This is a genomic window from Marinomonas transparens, from assembly GCF_016463975.1.
Taxonomy (GTDB): Bacteria; Pseudomonadota; Gammaproteobacteria; order Pseudomonadales; family Marinomonadaceae; genus Marinomonas; species Marinomonas transparens.
Window position 1 is genome coordinate 20533 of the sequence record NZ_JAEMNX010000020.1, and the last position, 20774, is coordinate 41306.

The 20774-nt window shown below is 43.9% G+C and carries 17 protein-coding genes and 1 pseudogene; 3 read left to right on the plus strand and 15 right to left on the minus strand.

Annotated features, from left to right (window positions below; all coding sequences use genetic code 11):
- Position 1 precedes the first annotated feature (1 nt).
- On the minus strand, positions 2-1924 hold the full coding sequence (locus I8J31_RS15140; protein ID WP_199469421.1) for an ATP-binding cassette domain-containing protein: 1923 nt from the start codon (positions 1922-1924) through the stop codon (positions 2-4).
- 253 nt (positions 1925-2177) lie between these two features.
- Between I8J31_RS15140 and I8J31_RS15145 the strand changes: the two genes are divergently transcribed.
- Positions 2178-3278, plus strand: coding sequence for an efflux RND transporter periplasmic adaptor subunit (locus tag I8J31_RS15145; protein ID WP_199469422.1), 1101 nt, complete (start codon positions 2178-2180; stop codon positions 3276-3278).
- 13 nt (positions 3279-3291) lie between these two features.
- Complete coding sequence (locus I8J31_RS15150) at positions 3292-6423, plus strand: efflux RND transporter permease subunit (protein WP_199469423.1); 3132 nt, start codon at positions 3292-3294, stop codon at positions 6421-6423.
- An 80-nt stretch (positions 6424-6503) separates the two neighbouring features.
- On the opposite strand, the pseudogene I8J31_RS15155 reads toward I8J31_RS15150, so the two are convergent.
- The 14 genes and pseudogenes from I8J31_RS15155 to I8J31_RS15220 all read right to left on the minus strand — a co-directional run.
- Positions 6504-6656, minus strand: a pseudogene (locus I8J31_RS15155) (PLP-dependent transferase); the annotation flags it as partial.
- Positions 6657-6752: 96 nt separating this feature from the next.
- A complete protein-coding gene (gene purF / locus I8J31_RS15160) occupies positions 6753-8261 on the minus strand; it encodes an amidophosphoribosyltransferase (protein ID WP_199469424.1) in 1509 nt (502 codons plus the stop codon).
- A 77-nt stretch (positions 8262-8338) separates the two neighbouring features.
- Entirely contained in the window at positions 8339-8872 is a 534-nt protein-coding gene (locus I8J31_RS15165; RefSeq protein ID WP_199469425.1) for a CvpA family protein, read from the minus strand.
- A 75-nt stretch (positions 8873-8947) separates the two neighbouring features.
- Positions 8948-9562 carry an SPOR domain-containing protein gene (locus I8J31_RS15170; protein ID WP_199469426.1) on the minus strand — a complete coding sequence of 205 codons (615 nt, stop codon included), beginning with the start codon at positions 9560-9562 and terminating at the stop codon, positions 8948-8950.
- Positions 9559-10815: a bifunctional tetrahydrofolate synthase/dihydrofolate synthase gene (gene folC / locus I8J31_RS15175; protein ID WP_199469427.1), complete on the minus strand. Its 1257-nt coding sequence runs from the start codon at positions 10813-10815 to the stop codon at positions 9559-9561. The genes I8J31_RS15170 and folC overlap by 4 nt, the downstream gene beginning before the upstream one ends.
- Positions 10816-10819: 4 nt before the next feature.
- Positions 10820-11683 (minus strand): acetyl-CoA carboxylase, carboxyltransferase subunit beta, encoded by an 864-nt coding sequence (accD, locus tag I8J31_RS15180; RefSeq protein WP_199469428.1) that lies wholly within the window; start codon positions 11681-11683, stop codon positions 10820-10822.
- Positions 11684-11714: 31 nt separating this feature from the next.
- Positions 11715-12521 carry a tryptophan synthase subunit alpha gene (gene trpA / locus I8J31_RS15185; RefSeq protein ID WP_199469429.1) on the minus strand — a complete coding sequence of 269 codons (807 nt, stop codon included), beginning with the start codon at positions 12519-12521 and terminating at the stop codon, positions 11715-11717.
- Positions 12518-13729, minus strand: a complete 1212-nt coding sequence (gene trpB, locus I8J31_RS15190; protein WP_199469430.1) for a tryptophan synthase subunit beta — start codon at positions 13727-13729, stop codon at positions 12518-12520. The genes trpA and trpB overlap by 4 nt, the downstream gene beginning before the upstream one ends.
- Complete coding sequence (locus tag I8J31_RS15195; protein ID WP_233402818.1) at positions 13719-14339, minus strand: phosphoribosylanthranilate isomerase; 621 nt, start codon at positions 14337-14339, stop codon at positions 13719-13721. The genes trpB and I8J31_RS15195 overlap by 11 nt, the downstream gene beginning before the upstream one ends.
- 11 nt (positions 14340-14350) lie before the next feature.
- On the minus strand, positions 14351-15205 hold the full coding sequence (truA, locus tag I8J31_RS15200; RefSeq protein ID WP_199469432.1) for a tRNA pseudouridine(38-40) synthase TruA: 855 nt from the start codon (positions 15203-15205) through the stop codon (positions 14351-14353).
- Positions 15198-17444, minus strand: coding sequence for a motility hub landmark protein FimV (locus I8J31_RS15205; protein ID WP_199469433.1), 2247 nt, complete (start codon positions 17442-17444; stop codon positions 15198-15200). The genes truA and I8J31_RS15205 overlap by 8 nt, the downstream gene beginning before the upstream one ends.
- A gap of 372 nt (positions 17445-17816) precedes the next feature.
- Positions 17817-19463, minus strand: coding sequence for a chaperonin GroEL (gene groL, locus I8J31_RS15210; RefSeq protein ID WP_199469434.1), 1647 nt, complete (start codon positions 19461-19463; stop codon positions 17817-17819).
- 59 nt (positions 19464-19522) lie between these two features.
- Positions 19523-19813 carry a co-chaperone GroES gene (locus tag I8J31_RS15215; protein WP_024022707.1) on the minus strand — a complete coding sequence of 97 codons (291 nt, stop codon included), beginning with the start codon at positions 19811-19813 and terminating at the stop codon, positions 19523-19525.
- A gap of 130 nt (positions 19814-19943) precedes the next feature.
- Complete coding sequence (locus I8J31_RS15220; RefSeq protein WP_199469435.1) at positions 19944-20405, minus strand: FxsA family protein; 462 nt, start codon at positions 20403-20405, stop codon at positions 19944-19946.
- A 36-nt stretch (positions 20406-20441) separates the two neighbouring features.
- Between I8J31_RS15220 and I8J31_RS15225 the strand changes: the two genes are divergently transcribed.
- Positions 20442-20765 carry an MGMT family protein gene (locus tag I8J31_RS15225; protein ID WP_199469436.1) on the plus strand — a complete coding sequence of 108 codons (324 nt, stop codon included), beginning with the start codon at positions 20442-20444 and terminating at the stop codon, positions 20763-20765.
- The last annotated feature ends 9 nt before the right edge of the window (positions 20766-20774 follow it).

Genomic DNA, 20774 nt, shown 5'->3' on the forward strand with positions numbered 1-20774 from the left:
CTTATCCATTCTGCATGTCTTCTAACTCAAGCCAACGCTCCATGCTTGTCTCAAGCTCATGTTCTTTGTCTGCCATGTTAGCTAAGGTTTGCTGCACTTTTTCTGCATCACCTGTGTAAAAGTCTGCTGCGCTTGTCACTGCATGCAGAGCAGCAATCTCTTCTTCTAACTTAGCAATGGTTTCTGGCATGGTTTCGAATTCACGCTGTAACTTATAGCTTAATTTGGCTTTCGGCTTAGCCGCAGGCGCTTTTTCAGCAACCGCTTCCGGACTTGTTTTTTTCGTCTCTTTTTTAGACTTTGGTGCTTCATCCGTTTGCGAGGTCGATTCCGTTGGGAATTTACCGCCTTGACGAATCCAATCGTTATAACCTCCAACGTATTCTTTCACATTCCCTTCGCCTTCAAAGGCAATCACGCTGGTCACCACATTATCAAGAAAAGTACGGTCATGGCTGACCAATAATAAGGTGCCATCGTAGTTCATTAGTAGCTCTTCAAGCAGCTCTAATGTTTCCACATCAAGGTCGTTGGTCGGCTCATCCATCACCAATAGATTAGCGGGTCGAGTAAAGAGTTTTGCTAATAAAACACGATTTCGTTCACCACCAGATAGGGCTTTTACCGGAGTACGGGCACGTTCAGGGGGAAAAAGGAAATCGCCAAGGTAACCAATAACGTGTTTGTTTTGACCATTGATCTCGATAACGTCTTTACCTTCACCGACGTTTTCAGCGACTGTTTGCTCTGGATCTAGCTGCTCACGTAATTGGTCAAAGTAGGCGATATTTAACTTGGTCCCTTGGCGAACCTCACCGGACTTGGGTTCCAAGCTGCCCAACAAGATTTTCAGAAAAGTACTCTTACCGCAACCATTTGGTCCAATCAGACCAATGCGGTCACCACGAGACACGATAAGGTCCATGGGTTTAAGAATTACTTTGTCCTCAAAAGCGTGACTCACTTGGCTAAACTCAGCCACCAACTTGCCAGACTTGTCTTTGGTCTCAATCGCCATTTTAGCCTTGCCTTGACGATTAATACGCTCTGAACGTTCGCTACGTAGGGCTTCCAAAGCTCGAACACGGCCTTCATTACGGGTTCGACGGGCTTTGATACCTTGGCGAATCCATACTTCTTCTTCGGCTAATCGCTTATCAAAGAGAGCGTTGGCACGCTCTTCTTCTTCCAATAGCTTCTCTTTAAAAACAAGAAAAGCATTAATGTTGCCGCTGAAAGAAATCAAGTTACCACGATCCAACTCAATAATACGGTTGGCTAGTTTTTCAAGAAAACGACGATCATGGGTAATAAAGAGGATCAAACCACGAAACTGTTGTAGCTGTTGCTCCATCCATTCGATAGTAGGCACGTCCAGATGGTTAGTCGGCTCGTCCAACAGCAAGACATCAGGGTTCGAAATCAAGGCTTGTGCAAGTATGACACGACGACGCCAACCACCCGACAACTCAGACATTAGCTTATCCGCCGGTAAGGCTAAACGCTGAATCATGTTATTCACACGTTGCTCTAAGTCCCAGCCTTGAATCTTATCCAACTCAGTTTGAATATTACCCAATTCCTCTGAGTGATCATTTTCGAAGTCTTCTAGCAGTTTAAAATAGCGAGTCATTAACTCATGGGCCTCACCAGCCCCCTCACTGACCACTTCTCGAACCGTTTTTGCATTGGCTGCTGGTAGTTCTTGAGGCAATTGCGCAACACGCATGCCGCCTTCAATACGTACCACACCTTCATCTGGAACTTGTTCTCCAGAGATGATTTTTAATAAGGTGGATTTGCCCGCGCCATTACGACCGATGATGGCCACACGCTCACCTGCTTCAGCAGCGAAACTCACTTTCGACAGTAGTGGATTATGCCCAAAAGCAACACTAATCTGTTCTAACGACAATAGACTCATATCTATCCATATAATGTAAAAATTTTGTGGCGATATAGTATCACCCTTCTGATACCAGATTCAGCAAATACGATGCTGTAGCACTAGAAATCAGTAAAGGTTTCCACATATAAATCTCTTTTCAGCAATTCCAGTCACAAAGGCATAACAAATATTCTGCTATCATCATTACAATCCTTGCATGTGGTGTGTTTATACATCTATGTTATGAATATAATAAAACAATCATATCTTTCATCTTGTGGAGCACTTAATGGAGTGGAAAAGTAAAGTCGGGCCGATTACTGCAGTCGTTATTGCTAGTGGACTAGTCGCTTGGATGGTTTTATCTGGAAATGGCATTACAGTTAGTCCAACTGGAGCCCAACCCGTTACTACCGAGAAGGAAGTATCAAACCAGCAAGCAGAAAACTTAATCGCCTACTCAGTGCAAGCAAAAGCACTAACAGTCCAGTCTATTGCGGTGCATCTCCCTCTCAGCGGAAAAACCCTTGCTAATGAAAGCCTGACTCTCACTAATACCTACCCTGGACGCGTAACAAAAGTGTTGGTAGAAAAAGGCACCTTTGTGAAAAAAGGCGATGCCATTATTCAAATTGATACTCGTACCCTTAAAAGCCAGTTATCACAAGCTAAGCTACTGGTAAAACAACGCAAGCTTGAATTAGACGGTATGAAAAAGCTAAAAGCAGGAAACTTCGCCTCAAAGGTTAACCTAGCTCAAGCCGAAACAGAACTTGCCTCTGCTCAAGCAAACGAAAAAGCCCTGCTTGTCAGTCTTGAAAATGCAACAGTTACCGCGCCTTTTTCCGGCATATTAAACACACTGGACGTCCAACAAGGGCAAGTCATTGCTGACAAAACCAGCATAGGTACCTTGATTGCCTTAAACCCTATTCGCATCACAGTCAATATTCCGCAAAATAAAATCTATCAAATCACCCAGGGAACAACAGGAGAAATAGCCCTAGAGTCAGGACAGAAAGTAGAAGGTGTCGTTTCTTATATTAGCGCAGCGGCGAATGAAAGCAGTCGATCTATTAGTGTAGAACTATTAGTCGATAACCCTGATAACAGCATCCCGACTGGACTTACCGCCAAAGTAGATTTTATTTTAGATGAACAAAAAGCTCATGCTTTTTCCCCTGCACTGCTCACTTTGGATAATGATGGCAAGACAGCAATTAAAACCATCGACCTAGATAACAAGGTCAAACTAATCCCCGTCGAAGTTATTAAGTCTGATCGCGATGAAATTTGGGTCAGTGGCCTTCCAGATCAAGTTAACATCATCACAGTTGGACAAGGTTTTGTTAACCCTGGTGACACTGTTGACGCTCATTACCAAAACTAAGGAGGCTTTCTAGATGCAAGCATTGATTGAAGCGGCCTTAGCTCGCTCACGTACGGTAATGATGCTCTTTGTGTTAGTTCTAATTATGGGAATCGTGGCTTATATTGAAATAGCCAAGGAAAATGACCCTGATATCACCATTCCAATGGCGTATGTTTCTGTCAGTTTGGAAGGCATTTCACCAGAGGATGCCGATAGTTTATTGGTACACCCACTAGAAAAAGAATTAAAAGGCTTAGAAGGGCTAAAGGAGCTGACCTCAACAGCGTCTGAAGGCCATGCCTCCATCATGCTCGAATTTGATTCCGGTGTAGATATTGATCAAGCACTCACTGATACTCGAGAAAAAATAGATAGAGCTAAGAGTGACCTCCCCGACGATGCCGACGAACCAACCGTCACAGAAATCAATCTATCCACCTTTCCTGTATTACGGATAAACCTCTCTGGCAATGTTGATTTCTTTGAACTCAGTCGTGTTGCTGGCACCTTACAGGATGCAATAGAAGCAACCCCCGGAGTACTAGAAGCCAAAATTAGCGGCGACCGTGATCAGCAGGCACAGATCATTATTCGTCCAGAGCTCATGGAATCCTATAACCTTTCCTTGACTGATGTGGTTAACTTTGTCTCAGGAAACAATCGTTTAATAGCGGCTGGCAACCTTGACACAGGCGCTGGACGTTTTCCCCTAAAAGTACCGGGATTACTCAAGACCACAGAAGATATTATCAACCTTCCTATCAAAGTCGATGGCGATCAGCTGGTAAAACTGAAAGACATAGCCACTGGCGAATTGGCCTTTGAAGACCCAACCAGTTATGCCCGTGTGGGTGGTAAAAAAAGCATCACGCTTGCGGTATCAAAGCGTGTTGGTGCCAACATAATAGATACCATTGGTGCAGTTAAAGAAACAGTCGAAGAAGCCAGCAAACAATGGCCTGAAGGTGTTGAATATAACCTGTCAGGTGATAAATCAACGGAGATTGAAACCTCTCTAAATGACCTATTCAACAACGTATTAGCCTCTACCTTACTGGTTATGATAGTCATCGTTTGGGCGCTGGGAATTCGTAGTGCATTCCTCGTTGGCATCGCCATTCCCGGAGCCTTCTTAGCCGGTATTTTAATCCTCGACATGCAGGGCTTTACCATCAATATGGTGGTGCTATTTGCCCTGATACTAAGTGTTGGTATGTTGGTGGACGGCGCCATAGTGGTCACCGAATACGCTGACAGAAAGCTCGCTGAAGGCGCTTCTAAACGTCAGGCCTATGGCGAAGCAGCAAAGCGCATGGCGTGGCCCATTATTGCGTCAACCGCAACAACCCTAGCGGTATTCATGCCATTGCTATTTTGGCCTGATATCGTTGGTGAGTTCATGCGTTACCTACCTATCACCATTATTGCTACCCTAGCCTCTTCCTTGGTGATGGCGTTAATCGTTATTCCGACTATAGGGTCCATAATAGGTAAAAAAGGCGCCTACTCAGAAAAAACCATGCACGCCCTCAAAACGGCAGAAGCGGGTGATTTAAAAGACCTAACTGGCCCTACAGGCTTATACAGTAGAATGTTAACCCGCTTAGTAGAAAGCCCTATCTGGGTATTAACCTTTACCATCGTCTTATTGATTAGCGTTTTTATAAGCTATGGTAAATTTGGTAAAGGCCTAGAGTTTTTCCCTACTATCGAACCTGAATCAGCAAACCTAGACATACGCGCCCGTGGTGACCTGTCATTAGATGAAAAAGATGCGCTTGTTAAGCAAGTAGAACAGCAGATCCTTGGCATTCCAGAGTTAGAAAGCGTGGTTGTTACCTCCTACTCAACTCCGGGCAATAATGCGTCTCCTGATAGCATAGGTTCCATTAGCATGGAATTCACCGATTGGGACAAGCGCCAATCAGCCAGCCTGATTTTGGATAGAATTCGAGATAAAACCAAGTTGATCCCGGGTATTGAAGTCAGTGCGGAAAAACAACAAGGTGGCCCCCAATCTGGTGCTGATATTCAGTTACAGTTGAGCTCTAATTACACCGAGGCACTCAATCTAACAGCCGATGAGATCTCAAAAAAACTGCTCGCCAGAAGCGAGATCGTTTCAGTTAATGATGATAGGTCTTTACCCGGCATTGAGTGGCGTATTGATATTGACCGTGCCGAAGCAAGCCGCTATGGGGTCGATATTAATAGCCTTGGCAATGTGATTAAACTGGTCACGACAGGCATCACCCTAAGTGATTTCTTACCTGAAGGTGCAGACGACAAAATTGACATAGTACTGCGCTATCCAGTCAATCAACGTAGCCTAGACCAACTAGATAATTTACAAATCCCGACCAATCAAGGCAGCATCCCTGCCAGTAACTTTATCCATCGTTACGCAGGACAAAAGCAAGGACTGATTAATCGAACTGATGGCAAAAAGACCATCAAAATTGATGCCGATGTGAAAGATGGTTTAATTGTAGATGAGGTCATCAAAGCCTTTAAAATGGAATTGGATGCAGCAAATCTAGATAAAAATGTTAGCTACGAGTTCCGCGGTAATACGGAAGATCAGCAGAAAGCCATGACTTTCCTACTCAAGGCATTTGGTGTCGCTTTCTTCATGATGGCTATTATTTTGGTCACTCAATTTAATAATTTCTTCCAATGCTTATTAATCTTGAGCGCGGTGATCTTCTCTACCATGGGGGTATTGATTGCCCTAATGCTCAAAGGCGAACCTTTTGGCGTGGTCATGAGCGGTATTGGTGTCATCGCCCTAGCCGGCATAGTGGTGAATAACAATATTGTCTTAATCGATACCTTTAATGGACTGCGCAAACAGGGTTTGATGGTTCGAGAAGCGGCGATTAGAACGGGAGTTCAACGTCTGAGACCAGTATTGCTGACGACTATTACGACCATTCTCGGCTTGGTACCTATGGTATTCCAGCTAAACATTGACCTCATGCACCAAACATTAAGCATTGGCGCGCCATCAGCCCAATGGTGGACCCAGCTGTCGACTGCCATTGCTGGCGGGTTGGTTTTTGCAACCCTACTCACCTTAATCCTGACACCTTGCTTGCTGGTATTAGGTTATCGCAGGAAAGAAAGAAAACAACTTACCGCACTAGAAGGTACACTGGCATAGCAATATCACGCCATAAAAAACCGCTGACTAGATATTTTCTAGTCAGCGGTTTTTTTATCCTTTATTTTACTAAATAAAGTTTAAGCCTGAGGCAATTGATTCAACGCCGTTTTCACATCCACGACAATGTCTTCTAAACCAACAGAAATACGTCCTAGCCCTTCGGCTATGCCAGCTTTCTGTTTCTCTTCATCGGTTAAGCGACCATGAGTCGTCATAACAGAATGAACGACTAGAGTTTTATATTATCCAAGTTAACCTACTATCTAAAAACAATTAAGCCAGGTACGACCTGGCTTAATTTTACCTCGTCACCCAATAACGGAAAATCACATAGGGTGCATCATATCGCTGCCAACTGTTATTTCTACCACCGACTTATTGGAATCATTACGATCATCCTCAAGACGGTTCAAGTAGGCCGCATCAATATTACCCGCAATGTATTTACCATCGAAAACAGATGCATCAAACTCACGAACATCAGAGTGTTTCTCATCAATACAAGCTTCGATCAAATCATCTAAGTCTTGAAAAATAAGTTTATCTGCGCCGATCAATTCACAAATATCATCCACATTACGATTATGGGCGATCAATTCATGGGCCGCTGGCATATCAATACCATACACGTTTGGATAGCGCACTTCTGGTGCCGCAGAAGCAATGTAGACTTTTTTCGCTCCGGCATCCCGAGCCATTTCAATAATCTCTTTACTGGTCGTACCACGCACAATGGAGTCATCCACCAAAAGCACGGTTTTATCTTTAAACTCAAATGGTACTGGGTTGAGTTTTTGACGTACCGACTTTTTACGTACCGTTTGTCCCGGCATAATAAAAGTCCGGCCAATATAGCGGTTTTTAACCAACCCCTCACGGAATGGAATAGCTAAAGCCTGAGCAATTTGCAGCGCTGCAGTACGGCTAGTATCAGGAATAGGAATCACCACATCGATATCATGATCTAACCATTCACGCTGAATTTTCGCCGCCAAACGATCCCCCATGTTAATACGCGCTTTATAAACAGAAACACTGTCAATGACGGTATCTGGGCGAGCAAAATAAACATATTCAAACAAGCAAGGGCGCGGCGCTTTTTCCGGTGTGCATTGGCGCATATGAACCTTATGATTCACATCCACAAAAATAGCTTCTCCCGGTCGAATATCGCGTTCAATCTTAAAGCCAGCAGCATCGAGTGCAACACTTTCAGAAGCCACCATGTATTCAACACCAGTCTCCGTTTTTCTAGAACCATAAATCAATGGACGAATGCCATCTGGATCACGGAAAGCCAAAATACCGTAACCCGTAATTAAGGCAACGACCGCATAACCACCCTCAATGCGCTTATAGACTCGTTCTAACGCATTAAAAATATCTTCTGGCGTTGGAATTAACTTACCTTCTTCATGAAGTTCATGGGCTAGCACATTCACTAGCACTTCTGAATCAGAGGTGGTGTTAATGTGGCGTAAATCCGATTCAAACACTTCACGTTTAAGCTGTGCAGTATTGGTCAAATTGCCATTATGAGCGAGGGAAATACCGTAAGGAGAGTTAACATAAAAAGGCTGAGCTTCCGCTGAACTAGAAGTACCAGCAGTAGGATAACGGACATGTCCGATACCTATGTTACCGTGCATTTTTTTCATATGACGGGTACGAAACACTTCACTTACCGGACCATTGTCTTTACGTAAACATAAGCGGCCATTATGGCTAGTGACCATACCAGCAGCATCTTGCCCACGATGCTGAAGGACGGTTAATGCATCAAAAATTGCCTGATTAACCACGGACGTGCCTACGACACCAACGATACCACACATGTTCTAGATCCTCGTGTTGGGGAGTTACAGCTAAAGCTGCATAACATTATTTATCTATTTGCCACTCGAGAAAGTGACTAATTACCAAGAACACGATCAATGAGAGACGGATTCATCAAATCCGAACTCTTGCCTAACATTTCCCGTGTCCAACCATTCAATTGCCCTAGTTGAGGAATCAATTGTGAGGTCTTCCAAAATTCCGTTTTTTCCATTGCTGGACTTAGACTCAACAGGGAAACAAAAGCGACAACAATCAAACTGCCTCGGGCAAAGCCAAATATCATACCCAGCACTCTATCTGTTCCCGACAACCCAGTTACTTGAATCAAAGAACCCAGCAAAAAACTCACCAGCGACCCAACCACTAACGTCGCCACAAATAAAGAAATGAAGGCAACAATATAACGAATCTGATCGTCCTGAACTTGCTCAAGCAATAAAGCCTGCATTTGATCTGAAAACTTAACGGCGACAACAAAAGCCACCACCCAAGTTAAGAGGGACAAGACTTCTTTCACAAACCCCCTTCTCAAACTTAGCAAGGAGGACACAATAACCACTGCAATTATCAGCCAGTCAATGGTTGATAATGAATTTACTTGATCCATGAATCCCCCTTTAAAATCGCAGCGGAGTTTACCAGATCACTCAACATTTCCATAGACTGCGACACAAAACTCACCTTAATTCACAAAGTATTTAACAACGATGCCAGCAAGACCGAATTTTTTCTTTATATCATCTCGGGTGGTTTCAGAAGCCCCTCTCTTAAATTCAGGCCCAACATAAACCTTATAGAGGGAGCCTTTGGTGATGCTATAAGCATCATAATTCGATGCTTTTAGTTTTTTGACCAAGCCAGTCGCATTCGTTTGATTTTTAAAAGAGCCAATTTGCACCGTCCAGCGCTCAACAGGTAACACAGCTTTCTTCTCAGTTACCGTTATTTTTTTAACAGGAGCTGGTACTTTTTTTACGGGGGCCAGAATTTGCTTAGCTGGCTCAGCTTTAGCAATTGACTTAGGTTCAACGGTTTTTTTCGGAGCAGGAAGCAAACTAATGTCTTGCGCGGCTTTAGCTTCTGTCTTCTCTGTTTTCTGAGGTTTAGAAGACATACTGTCAACAGGTTGCACTGGAGCAATTTTCACCACAGGAAAAGCTGGTGGCTCGGTCACATTCACCTGCACGTCTAATTCTGCGGGACGTTCGCCATCTAAAATAAGCGGTAATAAGACAGCGGCAGATAATACAATAATGCCGGCACCAATCAGTCTATACACTATGCTTCTATCTATCATAAATCACTCTTCCTTTGACTCAATGTCAAATACTCTGAGACAGTAACAAAAGACCCAAACACGACCACTGCACGCTGTTCTTGCTCTGCTTTCAACAAAGCTGCGTTAAATGCTATTTCAACACTATCAAAAGCATACGTATTCACCTCTGCCGTCACGGCTGTAATGACACTAACCAACTCGGACGCCTTTGCTCCCCTTACGCCAGATAAATCGGCACAAAACCAATCAGAGAAGCATTCCGCCAGATGTGCTACTACGCTGTTAATATCTTTATCTTTTAACATGCCAAAAACAGCAATAGGTGCACAAGGAAAAGAGGCAAGCCGATTAGCTAACTCAACAGCGGCTTCGGGGTTATGAGCTACGTCTATATAGACATCAGGATCAGCAGCCACTTTTTGGAAACGCCCGACCAACTGAGCCGTGCTAAATAACGCGACTAGATCTTGCTGCTTAGGTAACAACCCCATATAGCTCAATACGGCAACAACCGTCGCCGCATTTTCTAGTGGCAAACTAGGTATTGGCAAGTCGTTATAAGACACGCCATTGCCAGACCAAGACCATGTACCTTGATTAAGCTGAAAAACAAAGTCATCGCCTTTTTGAATCAGTATAGCGCCAACTTCTCTGGCAACATGGGCGAGGGAGCTTGGCGGGTTGACCACGCCACTGATCAAAAACTTACCTTTTCTTGCTATCCCTGCTTTCTCTTGGGCGATCACAGCGATGTTATTACCTAACCAATCAACATGATCTAGAGAGACAGAGGTCACCACAGCCACATCCGTATCCACCATATTGACTGAGTCCAAACGCCCTCCCAAACCGACTTCCAACACCCAAAAATCAAGTTTTGCTTGATCAAAGATCCATAAAGCAGCCAGCGTACTAAACTCAAAATAGGTTAACGGAATGTCTTCTCGGGCCGTTTCAATAACATCAAAAGCCTGACAGATTAAATCATTCTGACAAGGAGAACCATCTAAGGCAATGCGCTCATTAAAAGTAAGAAAATGGGGAGAGGTATAGGTACCAACAGAATAGTTTTGTGAAACCAGATATTGGGTCAACATAGCACAAGTTGAGCCCTTACCATTCGTTCCCGCTACCGTTATTACTTTGACTTTTGGTCTGGATAGGTTCAGCTTCGCTAAAACCTTACTCCCCCTATCTAAACCGAGTTCTATCTCAGAAGGGTGTTGGCTTTCAATATATGAAAGCCAACCGTCTAATGACCTAGATGTCATTTAATCACGCCACTCTATTGGTAAGCAGAGATAGAATATTGAATAAACGCGCACGCATTTCATCGCGCTTAATAATCATGTCCAACGCACCCTTGTCTAACAAAAACTCACTGCGCTGAAAACCTTCTGGCAATTTTTCACGGACAGTCTGTTCAATAACACGAGGGCCTGCGAAACCAATCAACGCATTTGGTTCAGCAACATTCAAATCACCAAGCATGGCAAGGGAAGCAGACACACCACCAAACACAGGATCCGTCATTACAGAGATATAAGGAATACCTTCTTGCTTCATACGCTCTAGACCGGCACTGGTTTTGGCCATTTGCATCAAAGAAATCAGCGCTTCTTGCATACGTGCACCACCACTAGCAGAGAAACAAATCAGTGGAATACGTTTTTCTAAACAAACATTAACCGCTTGAATAAAACGCTCACCAACAATGGCCCCCATAGAACCGCCCAAGAAACTGAATTCAAACGCCACAGCCACAACCGGCATACCATTCAAAACACCTTCCATTGCAACCAGCGCGTCCTTTTCGCCAGTATTTTTTTGTGCTGCGGTAATACGATCTTTATAGCGCTTCGTATCTTTAAACTTCAATTTATCTTCAGGCTCAAGGTGCGCACCAATTTCATGGCGACCTTCCTTGTCTAAAAAGATATCTAAACGGCGACGAGCATTAACTCGTAAATGGTGATCACATTTCGGACAAACATCTAGATTTTTCTCTAACTCTGGACGATACAACACATTTTCACATTTTGGACATTTCTTCCAAAGACCTTCCGGCACTGAAGCCGATGAACTGCGCTTTTCGCTACGCACAATCGAAGGTACAAATTTATCTAACCAACTACTCATTTATTTCTCCACATATCTTGTTTACTGCCGCTTAGGCATCCATTTCGGCACGCATAGGCGCTAAAATCGACCCTAAAGCGTCAGCTATCAATTCTTTCTGACTATCTTTATTTTCTGCAATGGTATTCACCAGCACACTACCAACAATCACGCCATCAGCACATTTGCTAACTGCAGCGGCCGTTTTCGCATCACGAATACCAAAACCAACCCCTATCGGTAAACTGGTCACCTCGCGCAGAGAGTCAACATGTTTCTTAACACTATCTACATCCAACTCAGCAGACCCTGTCACCCCTTTCACAGAAACGTAATACACATACCCTGAGGCAAGATCACATATTTTCTTCGCACGTTCCGGTGTTGTCGTGGGCGACAACAGATAAATCAGATCAATTTCGTTTTGTCGGAAGCATTCTACTACATCTGTCGCTTCTTCTGGAGTCAGATCGACCAATAAAATGCCATCTACACCGGCTTCTTTTGCCGCATCAGCAAAAGCTTGATAACCAAAAAACTCAATAGGGTTTAAATAGCCCATCAAAACAACTGGCGTTACCTTATCCTGCTGACGAAACTCAGCAATAATCTGTAAGGTTTTCCGCACACTGGTACCTGCCTCTAGACTGCGTTCACAAGCCAACTGAATAACTGGCCCATCTGCCATTGGATCCGAAAAAGGCATACCAATTTCAATCACATCAGCACCAGCAGCAACCAAGGCCTTCATCAAGGTAACTGTATGCTCTGGAGAAGGGTCTCCTGCCGTGATGTATGGAATAAGCGCCTTTTTACCAGATTTAGCAAGATTTTCAAAACTTTGTTTAATACGGCTCATACTTCAATTCCATCCAATTCGGCAACAGTAAGAATGTCCTTGTCTCCGCGACCAGACAAATTAATCACAACTATCTTGTCTTTTTCCATGGTAGCCGCTAATTTCATGCCATAAGCAACCGCATGACTTGACTCAAGGGCAGGCATAATTCCTTCTAGACGCGTTAGATCACGAAACCCCGCCATCGCCTCATCGTCATTGATCGCCACATAATTCGCACGGCCAATGTCTTTTAACCACGCATGTTCAGGGCCAACTCCCGGATAATCCAAACCCGCTGAAATAGAGTGGGTGCCAATAATTTGACCATCGTCATCAGCCATCACATAGGTACGATTACCGTGCAAAACCCCCGGACGACCAGCAGACAAAGGCGCTGCATGACGACCTGTTTCAATACCATCACCACCGGCTTCTACACCATACATAGCAACCCCTTCATCTTTAATGAAAGGGTGAAACAAGCCGATAGCATTCGAACCACCGCCAACACAAGCCACAAGAGCATCAGGCAAGCGCCCTTCTTGAGCTAGACATTGCTGTTTCGTCTCTCGACCAATGACCGACTGAAAATCTCGAACCAATTTAGGATAAGGATGTGGCCCCGCTGCCGTGCCGATAATATAAAAGGTATCATCAACGTTTCCTACCCAGTGACGCATGGCTTCATTTAACGCATCTTTTAACGTTTTCGTACCTGACTCAACGGCAATCACTTCCGCGCCAAGCAACTTCATGCGATAAACATTTAAAGATTGGCGACGAATATCTTCTGCCCCCATAAATACTTTACATTTTAAACCCAAACGAGCAGCAACTGTTGCTGACGCCACGCCATGTTGGCCAGCACCTGTTTCAGCAATAATATTTGGTTTGCCCATATGTTTAGCCAGCAAGGCCTGCCCAATCGTATTATTGATTTTATGAGCACCAGTGTGATTCAGATCTTCCCGCTTAAGGTAAATTTTCGCACCACCGGCTTTTTCGGTAAGACGCTCAGCAAAATAAAGCGGTGAAGGACGACCAACATAGTGGGCTAGATCATGATCAAAGGCAGCCTGAAATTGACTGTCTTTCGATAAGCGCTCATACATTTCAGTCAGATCCTCTAATGCTGCCATTAGAGTTTCGGACACAAACACACCGCCATACTGCCCAAAACGGCCATGGGAATCTGGCAAGTCTTGATTGATTTCTTTACTGTCCACGCTTTGCTCCACTAATAAATTCTTGAACCTTAGATTCGCTCTTAAGGCCTTTCGATAACTCTACCCCGCCACTGACATCGACAGCATAGGGTGCAACCTGTTTAACAGCTTGCTCAACATTCTCTACTGTAAGCCCGCCAGCTAATACTAACGGCTTCGACAAACTGGCTGGTATCAAAGACCAATTAAACACCTCTCCCGTACCACCGGGCACACCCGCCTTATATGCATCCAAAAGAATCGCACTTGCCGTTGGGTACTGGTCAGTAAGAGACGCAATATCATCCCCTTCCTTCACCCTAAGCGCTTTCATATAGGGACGCTGATAACCTGAGCATTCAGCCTCCGTTTCGGAGCCATGGAATTGAATCATCCAACGGGAATTAGCCGTAACAACTTTAGTAATAAGCGACTCGTCCGCGTCGACAAACAAAGCAACAGGAGTCACAAAAGGCGGTAATTGAGCCACAATGTCATTGGCCACTTCTGGCGACACATACCTTGGACTTTTTGCATAAAAAACAAAACCCAAGGCATCCGCGCCATGACGACACGCCATTAGCGCATCCTCTACGTTTGTTATGCCACAAATTTTAACACGGCAGTTCATCATTTGGCCCTTTAACATGAAATGACTTTATCTACAGAAGAAAGTGCTTCCTCAACATAAGGCAGCTCCTCAACATAGGGCAAAAAATGTGGTCCTAGCGGTAATTTAGGAACATTAAAGGCTGGCGGGTATTCAGCGTCAACAAAGTATAGGCCGAATGGTGGTGCTGTTATTCCGCCTTTGCAACGGTCTTTTGCATCCAGCACTTCTTTCGCCCAAGCAACCGGCTTCTCACCTGCTCCTATGGCCATCAAAACCCCAGCAAAATTCCTTATCATATGATGAAGAAAGGCATTCGCTCTAACATCCAAGACAATATACTGACCAAACTGATGAACACTAAAATTCAAAATAGTGCGTACTGGTGTATTGGCTTGACAGCCTACAGCACGAAAAGAAGTGAAATCATGGGTACCCAAAAAAACGCTCGCAGCTTCTGCCATCGCGCCTGCATCAAGCTCTTTATAAGTCCAAGTCACGCCTTTTGCTAGAACTGCGGGACGTAAGGCAGACTGATAAATCACATAACGATAGCGACGACTTAAAGCGCTAAAACGAGCATGAAAGTCCTCTGCCACATAACTCGCAGCAACAATCGAAATATCAGGAGGGAGGTGGGTATTAGTACCCAGTGTCCATGATCGAACAGAACGTTCTACTGGTGTCTCAAAATGAATCACTTGAGCACTAGCATGAACACCGGAGTCTGTACGCCCTGCACAAATCACCTTTACATCATGATTTGCAATAACACTCAGAGCTGTCTCTATTTTTTCTTGAACACTTGGAACACCAAACTTTTGCGATTGCCAACCCTTATATGCCGAGCCATCGTATTCAACAACCAAAACAACTTTTTTAGTCACTTGGGAACATCCGCTCCATCATATTTTTTGCTTCGGCAATTTGCTGTTCATTACCTGACCCAACAACATCTTCTAGGATAACACGAGCACCTTCTTCATCACCCATATCCATATAAGCCCTTGCCAAATCAAGCTTAGTCGCGGCCTCATCACCACTGGCATCAAAGAAATCAAATTCTTCTTCATCGTCACTAACTTCTTCATCTCCAGCCGCTTCAGTTTCACCAAATTCTGGGACATCTAGCTCATCTAAGTCATCTTGAGCTTCTGCTAAACTTTCTTCAATACTATCGGCTAACGATTCATTCGGCTCTTTATTGAAGATAGACTCTTCATCACTATCTTCCTGCTCAGTATCGTCCAACAGGCTGGAAACAAAAGACTCTTCCTCACTAATTTCTGCATCTTCAACAACTTCGTCGATTGGTTCAACTGTTGGCACATCGTCTTCGACAAAATCTTCTAGGTCGTCTGCAGATAATTCTTCAAGGCTATCTTCAGATAAATCGAGGTCTGCCAACGCTTCTTCCTCTTCCACTGAAGTTTCTTCAACTTCGACCTCATCTTCAAAAGAGGTAAATTCGTCCTCGCCAAAAGCAAGTTCATCTTCTGGTACCGCTTCCTCTTCCGTCTCTAAATCATCAACGGTCGCATCATCAGGAAAATCAAACGCCTCTTCTTCCCCTTGCGGCTCATCCATAGAGGCAATTTCAGAGTCAAATTCATCAAACCCTTGCAAATCGCCAGCCATATCATCCATGTTATTATCATCAGCTGCATCAAAATCAAAAGCAAAAGGATCTTCTTCTGGCTCTTCTACCTCAGGTTCCTCTGCAACCGCCATTGTGGCAGGTATCGCCGCCGCTGCCGCCGAAGAAGCTAGATCAAACTCATCATCAACCGGCTCATTTTTTTCTAGGCGTTTTTTTCCTGCACGACGCATAACAAGGCCAATTAAGAAGCCAAGTAGTATGAGGACTACCGCGCCCATAGCGAGAATAATAGGATTATCAACTATCTTATTCATCAAAGAATCAGCTTCTGCTAACTCTTTTTCTCTACGAATTTGATCCGCTTCTAATAACTGATCAACGGTATTTTTTTGCTCTTGCAAAGCTTGCTGTGCACTAACAAATTGCTGCTGTAGCTCTGCCAGCTGCTTATCTTTTAAAGCAATCAGTTTTTCAAGCGTTTCAAACTGCTTGTTCAAATCCTCTAGTTTCGTAGATAACTCTGCTTTCTCGCGTTTTTCCTTGTCTAGCATTTCTTGAGAAGCAGACAGTTCATTTTTAATATCGGCTAATGCTTGTTCATTACCGGCATTGGAGCTAGCAGACTTTTCTGGTAACGCACTTTGCCCTGCAGCAAGGGTTAATTTATCAGAACCTTCCGCAGGCTTAGCCGCCGCAGCCTTGGCTTTAGCTTGTGCATTCAATTGCTCCTTGCTGACTCCTTTCGAGCCTTTGGTGCCTTTTAGAGCCATCCACGCTTCATGTTGACGTTGGAACTCTTTTTTAGACATGGACCTATTAAACAGAGCAATCTGCTCTTGTGTTGGCAAGCGTAAAATCGCACCTTCTTTTAATAAATTAATATTATTAGCAGAAAAGGCATCTTTATTTAGCGATTGAATCGCCATCATAGTTTGATAAATGGTCAACTGATTTGTTGGTTGATTGCGCCCAGCAATAGACCACAAGGTATTGCCTCTAGAAACTGACATCATCCCTTTTACAGGTGTTTTTTCAGCGGCGACAACAGCATCACGAAAAACAGATTGCTTTGATGTACTATCGGTTGAAGCAAGCTTTGAAGACTGCACGACTTCTTCTTGGGATTTATCTACCAAAACAGTTTGCTTGAGCGGAGCTTGATACTCTCGTACCACTTGGCCACTTGGCCAACGGGCAGCAAGCACAAAATGTAACTCATCGACTTCTAGGGCTTTATCAGAGCTAATCTGAACAACAATGTCGCTTTTTTCCCGGGCCACTTCAAATTTCAACTGGGAAAGAACACTGGTTGGCGCTAGGCCAGCTTGACGAAATTCACTTTCACTGCCTAAACGAATCAAAATATCTTTTGGTAGTAATGCCCCTACATCTGATAATTCGATCTTACCGCGATAAGGTTCGCCTAAAGTTGATTGAGAAGTTAACTCACCCAGTTCCAATGCGTAACTGCTGGAGACATATAATGCGCCTAATACAGCAATACTAGTGAGGGTTTTCCTGAGCATAAGTTTCCCTTTCTCTACAAAAATGGACATAGACATTAACCAAGTATCTTACACAGGTGACTATTTATCAATAGCTTTAGAATCAATGGTTTGCACTTAGAGCACGAGAGCGAAAAAATCCACAAAATAGCACCTATTTTATTTGCTTATCGCGCAAAATAACGCCTTACTTTAAGTCTATCTTATGAAATCACTCTCAATGAGTTTAGCAAAGTTTAACATTTCTTGGAGAGCAATGGCTTTCAAACCTTTGCCACGATTGATGTCAACCTGACTGACATCAATCGCCATAACCATTTAAAGCTTATTTTAGACAAAAAAAACCTCGCCATATTAAGCGAGGTCTTTTTCAACAAATGACTAGGGGGTGATTTACATCATGCCGCCCATGCCACCCATTCCGCCCATGCCACCCATATCAGGCATAGCTGGACCATCTTCTTTAGGAAGATCTGCGATCATTGCTTCTGTAGTGATCATTAGACCCGCAACAGAGGCCGCCGCCTGTAATGCAGAACGAGTCACTTTAGCTGGGTCAAGAATACCCATATCTAACATATCGCCGTATACACCTGTCGCTGCGTTGTAACCATAGTTACCTTCACCCTGCTTCACTTTATCGACAACAACAGAGGCTTCATCCCCTGCATTGCTAACGATTTGACGCATTGGTGCTTCCATCGCACGTAGCGCTAATGCAATACCGACGTTTTGATCTTCATTCTCACCAGAAAGACCAATAACATTGGTCAATGCGCGAACAAGAGCAACACCACCACCAGCAACAACACCTTCTTCTACCGCAGCGCGAGTCGCATGTAGAGCATCATCAACACGGGCTTTTTTCTCTTTCATTGCGACTTCAGTGGCTGCACCTATCTTGATAACGGCAACGCCACCGGCCAATTTAGCCACACGTTCTTGAAGCTTCTCCTTATCGTAATCAGAAGAAGAGTTCGCAATTTCTGCACGAATTTGGTCAACACGACCAGTGATATTCGCAGCAGCACCAGCACCATCAACGATGGTTGTGCTTTCTTTAGTAAGGGTGACACGTTTAGCGGTACCTAGCTGCTCTAGTGTTGTTGTTTCTAGGTTTAAGCCAACCTCTTCAGAGATAACAACAGCGCCAGTCAAGATAGCAATGTCTTCTAGCATAGCTTTACGACGATCACCAAAACCAGGCGCTTTCGCCGCAGAAACCTTAACGATTCCGCGCATACTATTAACAACCAAAGTCGCTAACGCTTCGCCTTCAACATCTTCTGCGATGATCAATAATGGACGTGATGCTTTAGCAACCCCTTCCAATATCGGCAGCAAGTCACGGATGTTAGAAATTTTCTTGTCAACCAATAGGATGAATGGGTTTTCTAGCTCTGCACTCATGGTTTCTTGGTTGTTAATGAAGTAAGGCGATAGGTAACCGCGATCAAACTGCATACCTTCTACCACCGCTAGCTCATCTTCAAAACCAGAACCTTCTTCTACGGTAATAACACCTTCTTTACCAACACGCTCCATTGCTTCAGCAATGATCTTGCCAACAGAGGAATCAGAGTTAGCAGAAATCGTACCCACTTGCTCAACCGCTTTAGTGTCTGCACATGGTGTAGATAAAGCAGCAAGTTGCTCAACAACAGCGGCAGCAGCTTGGTCAATACCACGTTTCAAGTCCATTGGATTACGACCAGCAGCAACAGATTTCAAACCTTCCGTTACTAAAGATTGCGCCAATACAGTCGCTGTCGTTGTACCGTCACCAGCAACATCGTTGGCTTGAGAGGCGACTTCTTTCACCATTTGAGCGCCCATATTCTCAAATTTATTTTCTAGTTCGATTTCTTTGGCAACGGTCACCCCATCTTTGGTCACTAGAGGTGAACCAAACGATTTTTCAATAACAACATGGCGACCTTTAGGCCCCAAAGTCACTTTCACTGCATCTGCAAGAACGTTAACACCCTTCAGCATTTGCTGACGTGCACTGTCTCCAAATTTAACTTCTTTAGCTGACATTCTTTTATACCTTTAACTGTTTTAAATGTTACAAATCGAATATGAACTACAAAAATGAACTAGGCTTCAACAACGCCGTAGATTTCATCTTCTTTCATGATAAGCAGTTCTTCACCATTGATTTTCACGGTTTGGCCAGAGTATTGACCAAACAACACAGTGTCACCAACGCTAACAGCCAATGCTTGTACATCACCATTAGATTGAATACGACCAGTGCCAACAGCTAAAACCTCACCTTGTGTCGGTTTCTCTGTAGCAGATCCAGGTAAAACAATACCAGATGCTGTTGTTGTTTCTTCTTCTTTACGGCGAACAACGACACGATCGTGCAAAGGACGAATATTCATCAATCATTTTCTCCAATTAAAACAATACCAGGAATCCCCTGGCAGGACCGCTCTTACCTAATAACGGCAAGAACCTTATCGAGGTCTTATATACGGTTACAAAAAAGTATTTCAACCCCAAAAAAGCAAATTATTTTTTATCCAGTAAGTCATTATCATCATTAACATATTCGCCTTCAATGATGTCCCCTTGTTGCTGGGAGCTAGTACCGCGCCACTGCGCTCCTCGAGCCATCATTGAGCTCATAAATTTAACAATCAAACCTGCAGCAAATAACTTTCTTAATGGCGAAATCAACAATAGAGCACCAATGCCATCGGTCACAAAGCCAGGAATCAACAAACACAAGCCAGCGAACATCAACATCAAACCTTCCGCAACTTCAGAGGCAGGCAATTCACCGCGCTGCATCTTTTCCTGTGCTTTCAATGAGGTTTGCAAGCCTTGCTTACGAATCAATGTCACGCCTACAATAGCGGTGAGAAAAACCAAACCAACCGTAGCCAAGCTGCCTATTTCACTGCCGACTTGAATCAATACAGTCATTTCAATGATAGGTACTAGGATAAAAATCAAAAGAGCATATTTCATAATCATCTTCTTAATTTCAAATTCAATTACCTATCTATGGGCAAAGCATTGACTAATCAAGCAATGGCACTTTTTAAATCACAGGTATTTTTGTTTTTAAGTGAAATACCAAGAGGCGAATGCATCGCTTATGGCGAGCTAGCTAAAAAAGCTGGCTTTCCAAGCCATGCACGACAAGTTGGTAGTTTAATGAAAAACCTGCCCAAGGATACAAAACTACCTTGGCATAGGGTGGTTAATGCGCAACAAAGAATCAGCTTTGCTGAAAATACAGATGCTTACTTGAGACAAAAAACGAGATTAGAACAGGAAGGCTGGGTGATTGTAGGCACAAAACTAGTGCTTAATGAAAATAGCTAAAAGCAGCGT

Excerpts from the sequence above, each read along its gene's own strand:
- I8J31_RS15140 (WP_199469421.1), bottom strand. The coding sequence starts at position 1,924 with ATGAGTCTATTGTCGTTAGAACAGATTAGTGTTGCTTTTGGGCATAAT.
- I8J31_RS15145 (WP_199469422.1), top strand. The coding sequence starts at position 2,178 with ATGGAGTGGAAAAGTAAAGTCGGGCCGATTACTGCAGTCGTTATTGCT.
- I8J31_RS15150 (WP_199469423.1), top strand. The coding sequence starts at position 3,292 with ATGCAAGCATTGATTGAAGCGGCCTTAGCTCGCTCACGTACGGTAATG.
- purF (WP_199469424.1), bottom strand. The coding sequence starts at position 8,261 with ATGTGTGGTATCGTTGGTGTCGTAGGCACGTCCGTGGTTAATCAGGCA.
- I8J31_RS15165 (WP_199469425.1), bottom strand. The coding sequence starts at position 8,872 with ATGGATCAAGTAAATTCATTATCAACCATTGACTGGCTGATAATTGCA.
- I8J31_RS15170 (WP_199469426.1), bottom strand. The coding sequence starts at position 9,562 with ATGATAGATAGAAGCATAGTGTATAGACTGATTGGTGCCGGCATTATT.
- folC (WP_199469427.1), bottom strand. The coding sequence starts at position 10,815 with ATGACATCTAGGTCATTAGACGGTTGGCTTTCATATATTGAAAGCCAA.
- accD (WP_199469428.1), bottom strand. The coding sequence starts at position 11,683 with ATGAGTAGTTGGTTAGATAAATTTGTACCTTCGATTGTGCGTAGCGAA.
- trpA (WP_199469429.1), bottom strand. The coding sequence starts at position 12,521 with ATGAGCCGTATTAAACAAAGTTTTGAAAATCTTGCTAAATCTGGTAAA.
- I8J31_RS15195 (WP_233402818.1), bottom strand. The coding sequence starts at position 14,339 with ATGAACTGCCGTGTTAAAATTTGTGGCATAACAAACGTAGAGGATGCG.
- I8J31_RS15205 (WP_199469433.1), bottom strand. The coding sequence starts at position 17,444 with ATGCTCAGGAAAACCCTCACTAGTATTGCTGTATTAGGCGCATTATAT.
- groL (WP_199469434.1), bottom strand. The coding sequence starts at position 19,463 with ATGTCAGCTAAAGAAGTTAAATTTGGAGACAGTGCACGTCAGCAAATG.
- I8J31_RS15215 (WP_024022707.1), bottom strand. The coding sequence starts at position 19,813 with ATGAATATTCGTCCTTTGCACGATCGTGTCGTTGTTCGCCGTAAAGAA.
- I8J31_RS15220 (WP_199469435.1), bottom strand. The coding sequence starts at position 20,405 with ATGAAATATGCTCTTTTGATTTTTATCCTAGTACCTATCATTGAAATG.
- I8J31_RS15225 (WP_199469436.1), top strand. The coding sequence starts at position 20,442 with ATGGGCAAAGCATTGACTAATCAAGCAATGGCACTTTTTAAATCACAG.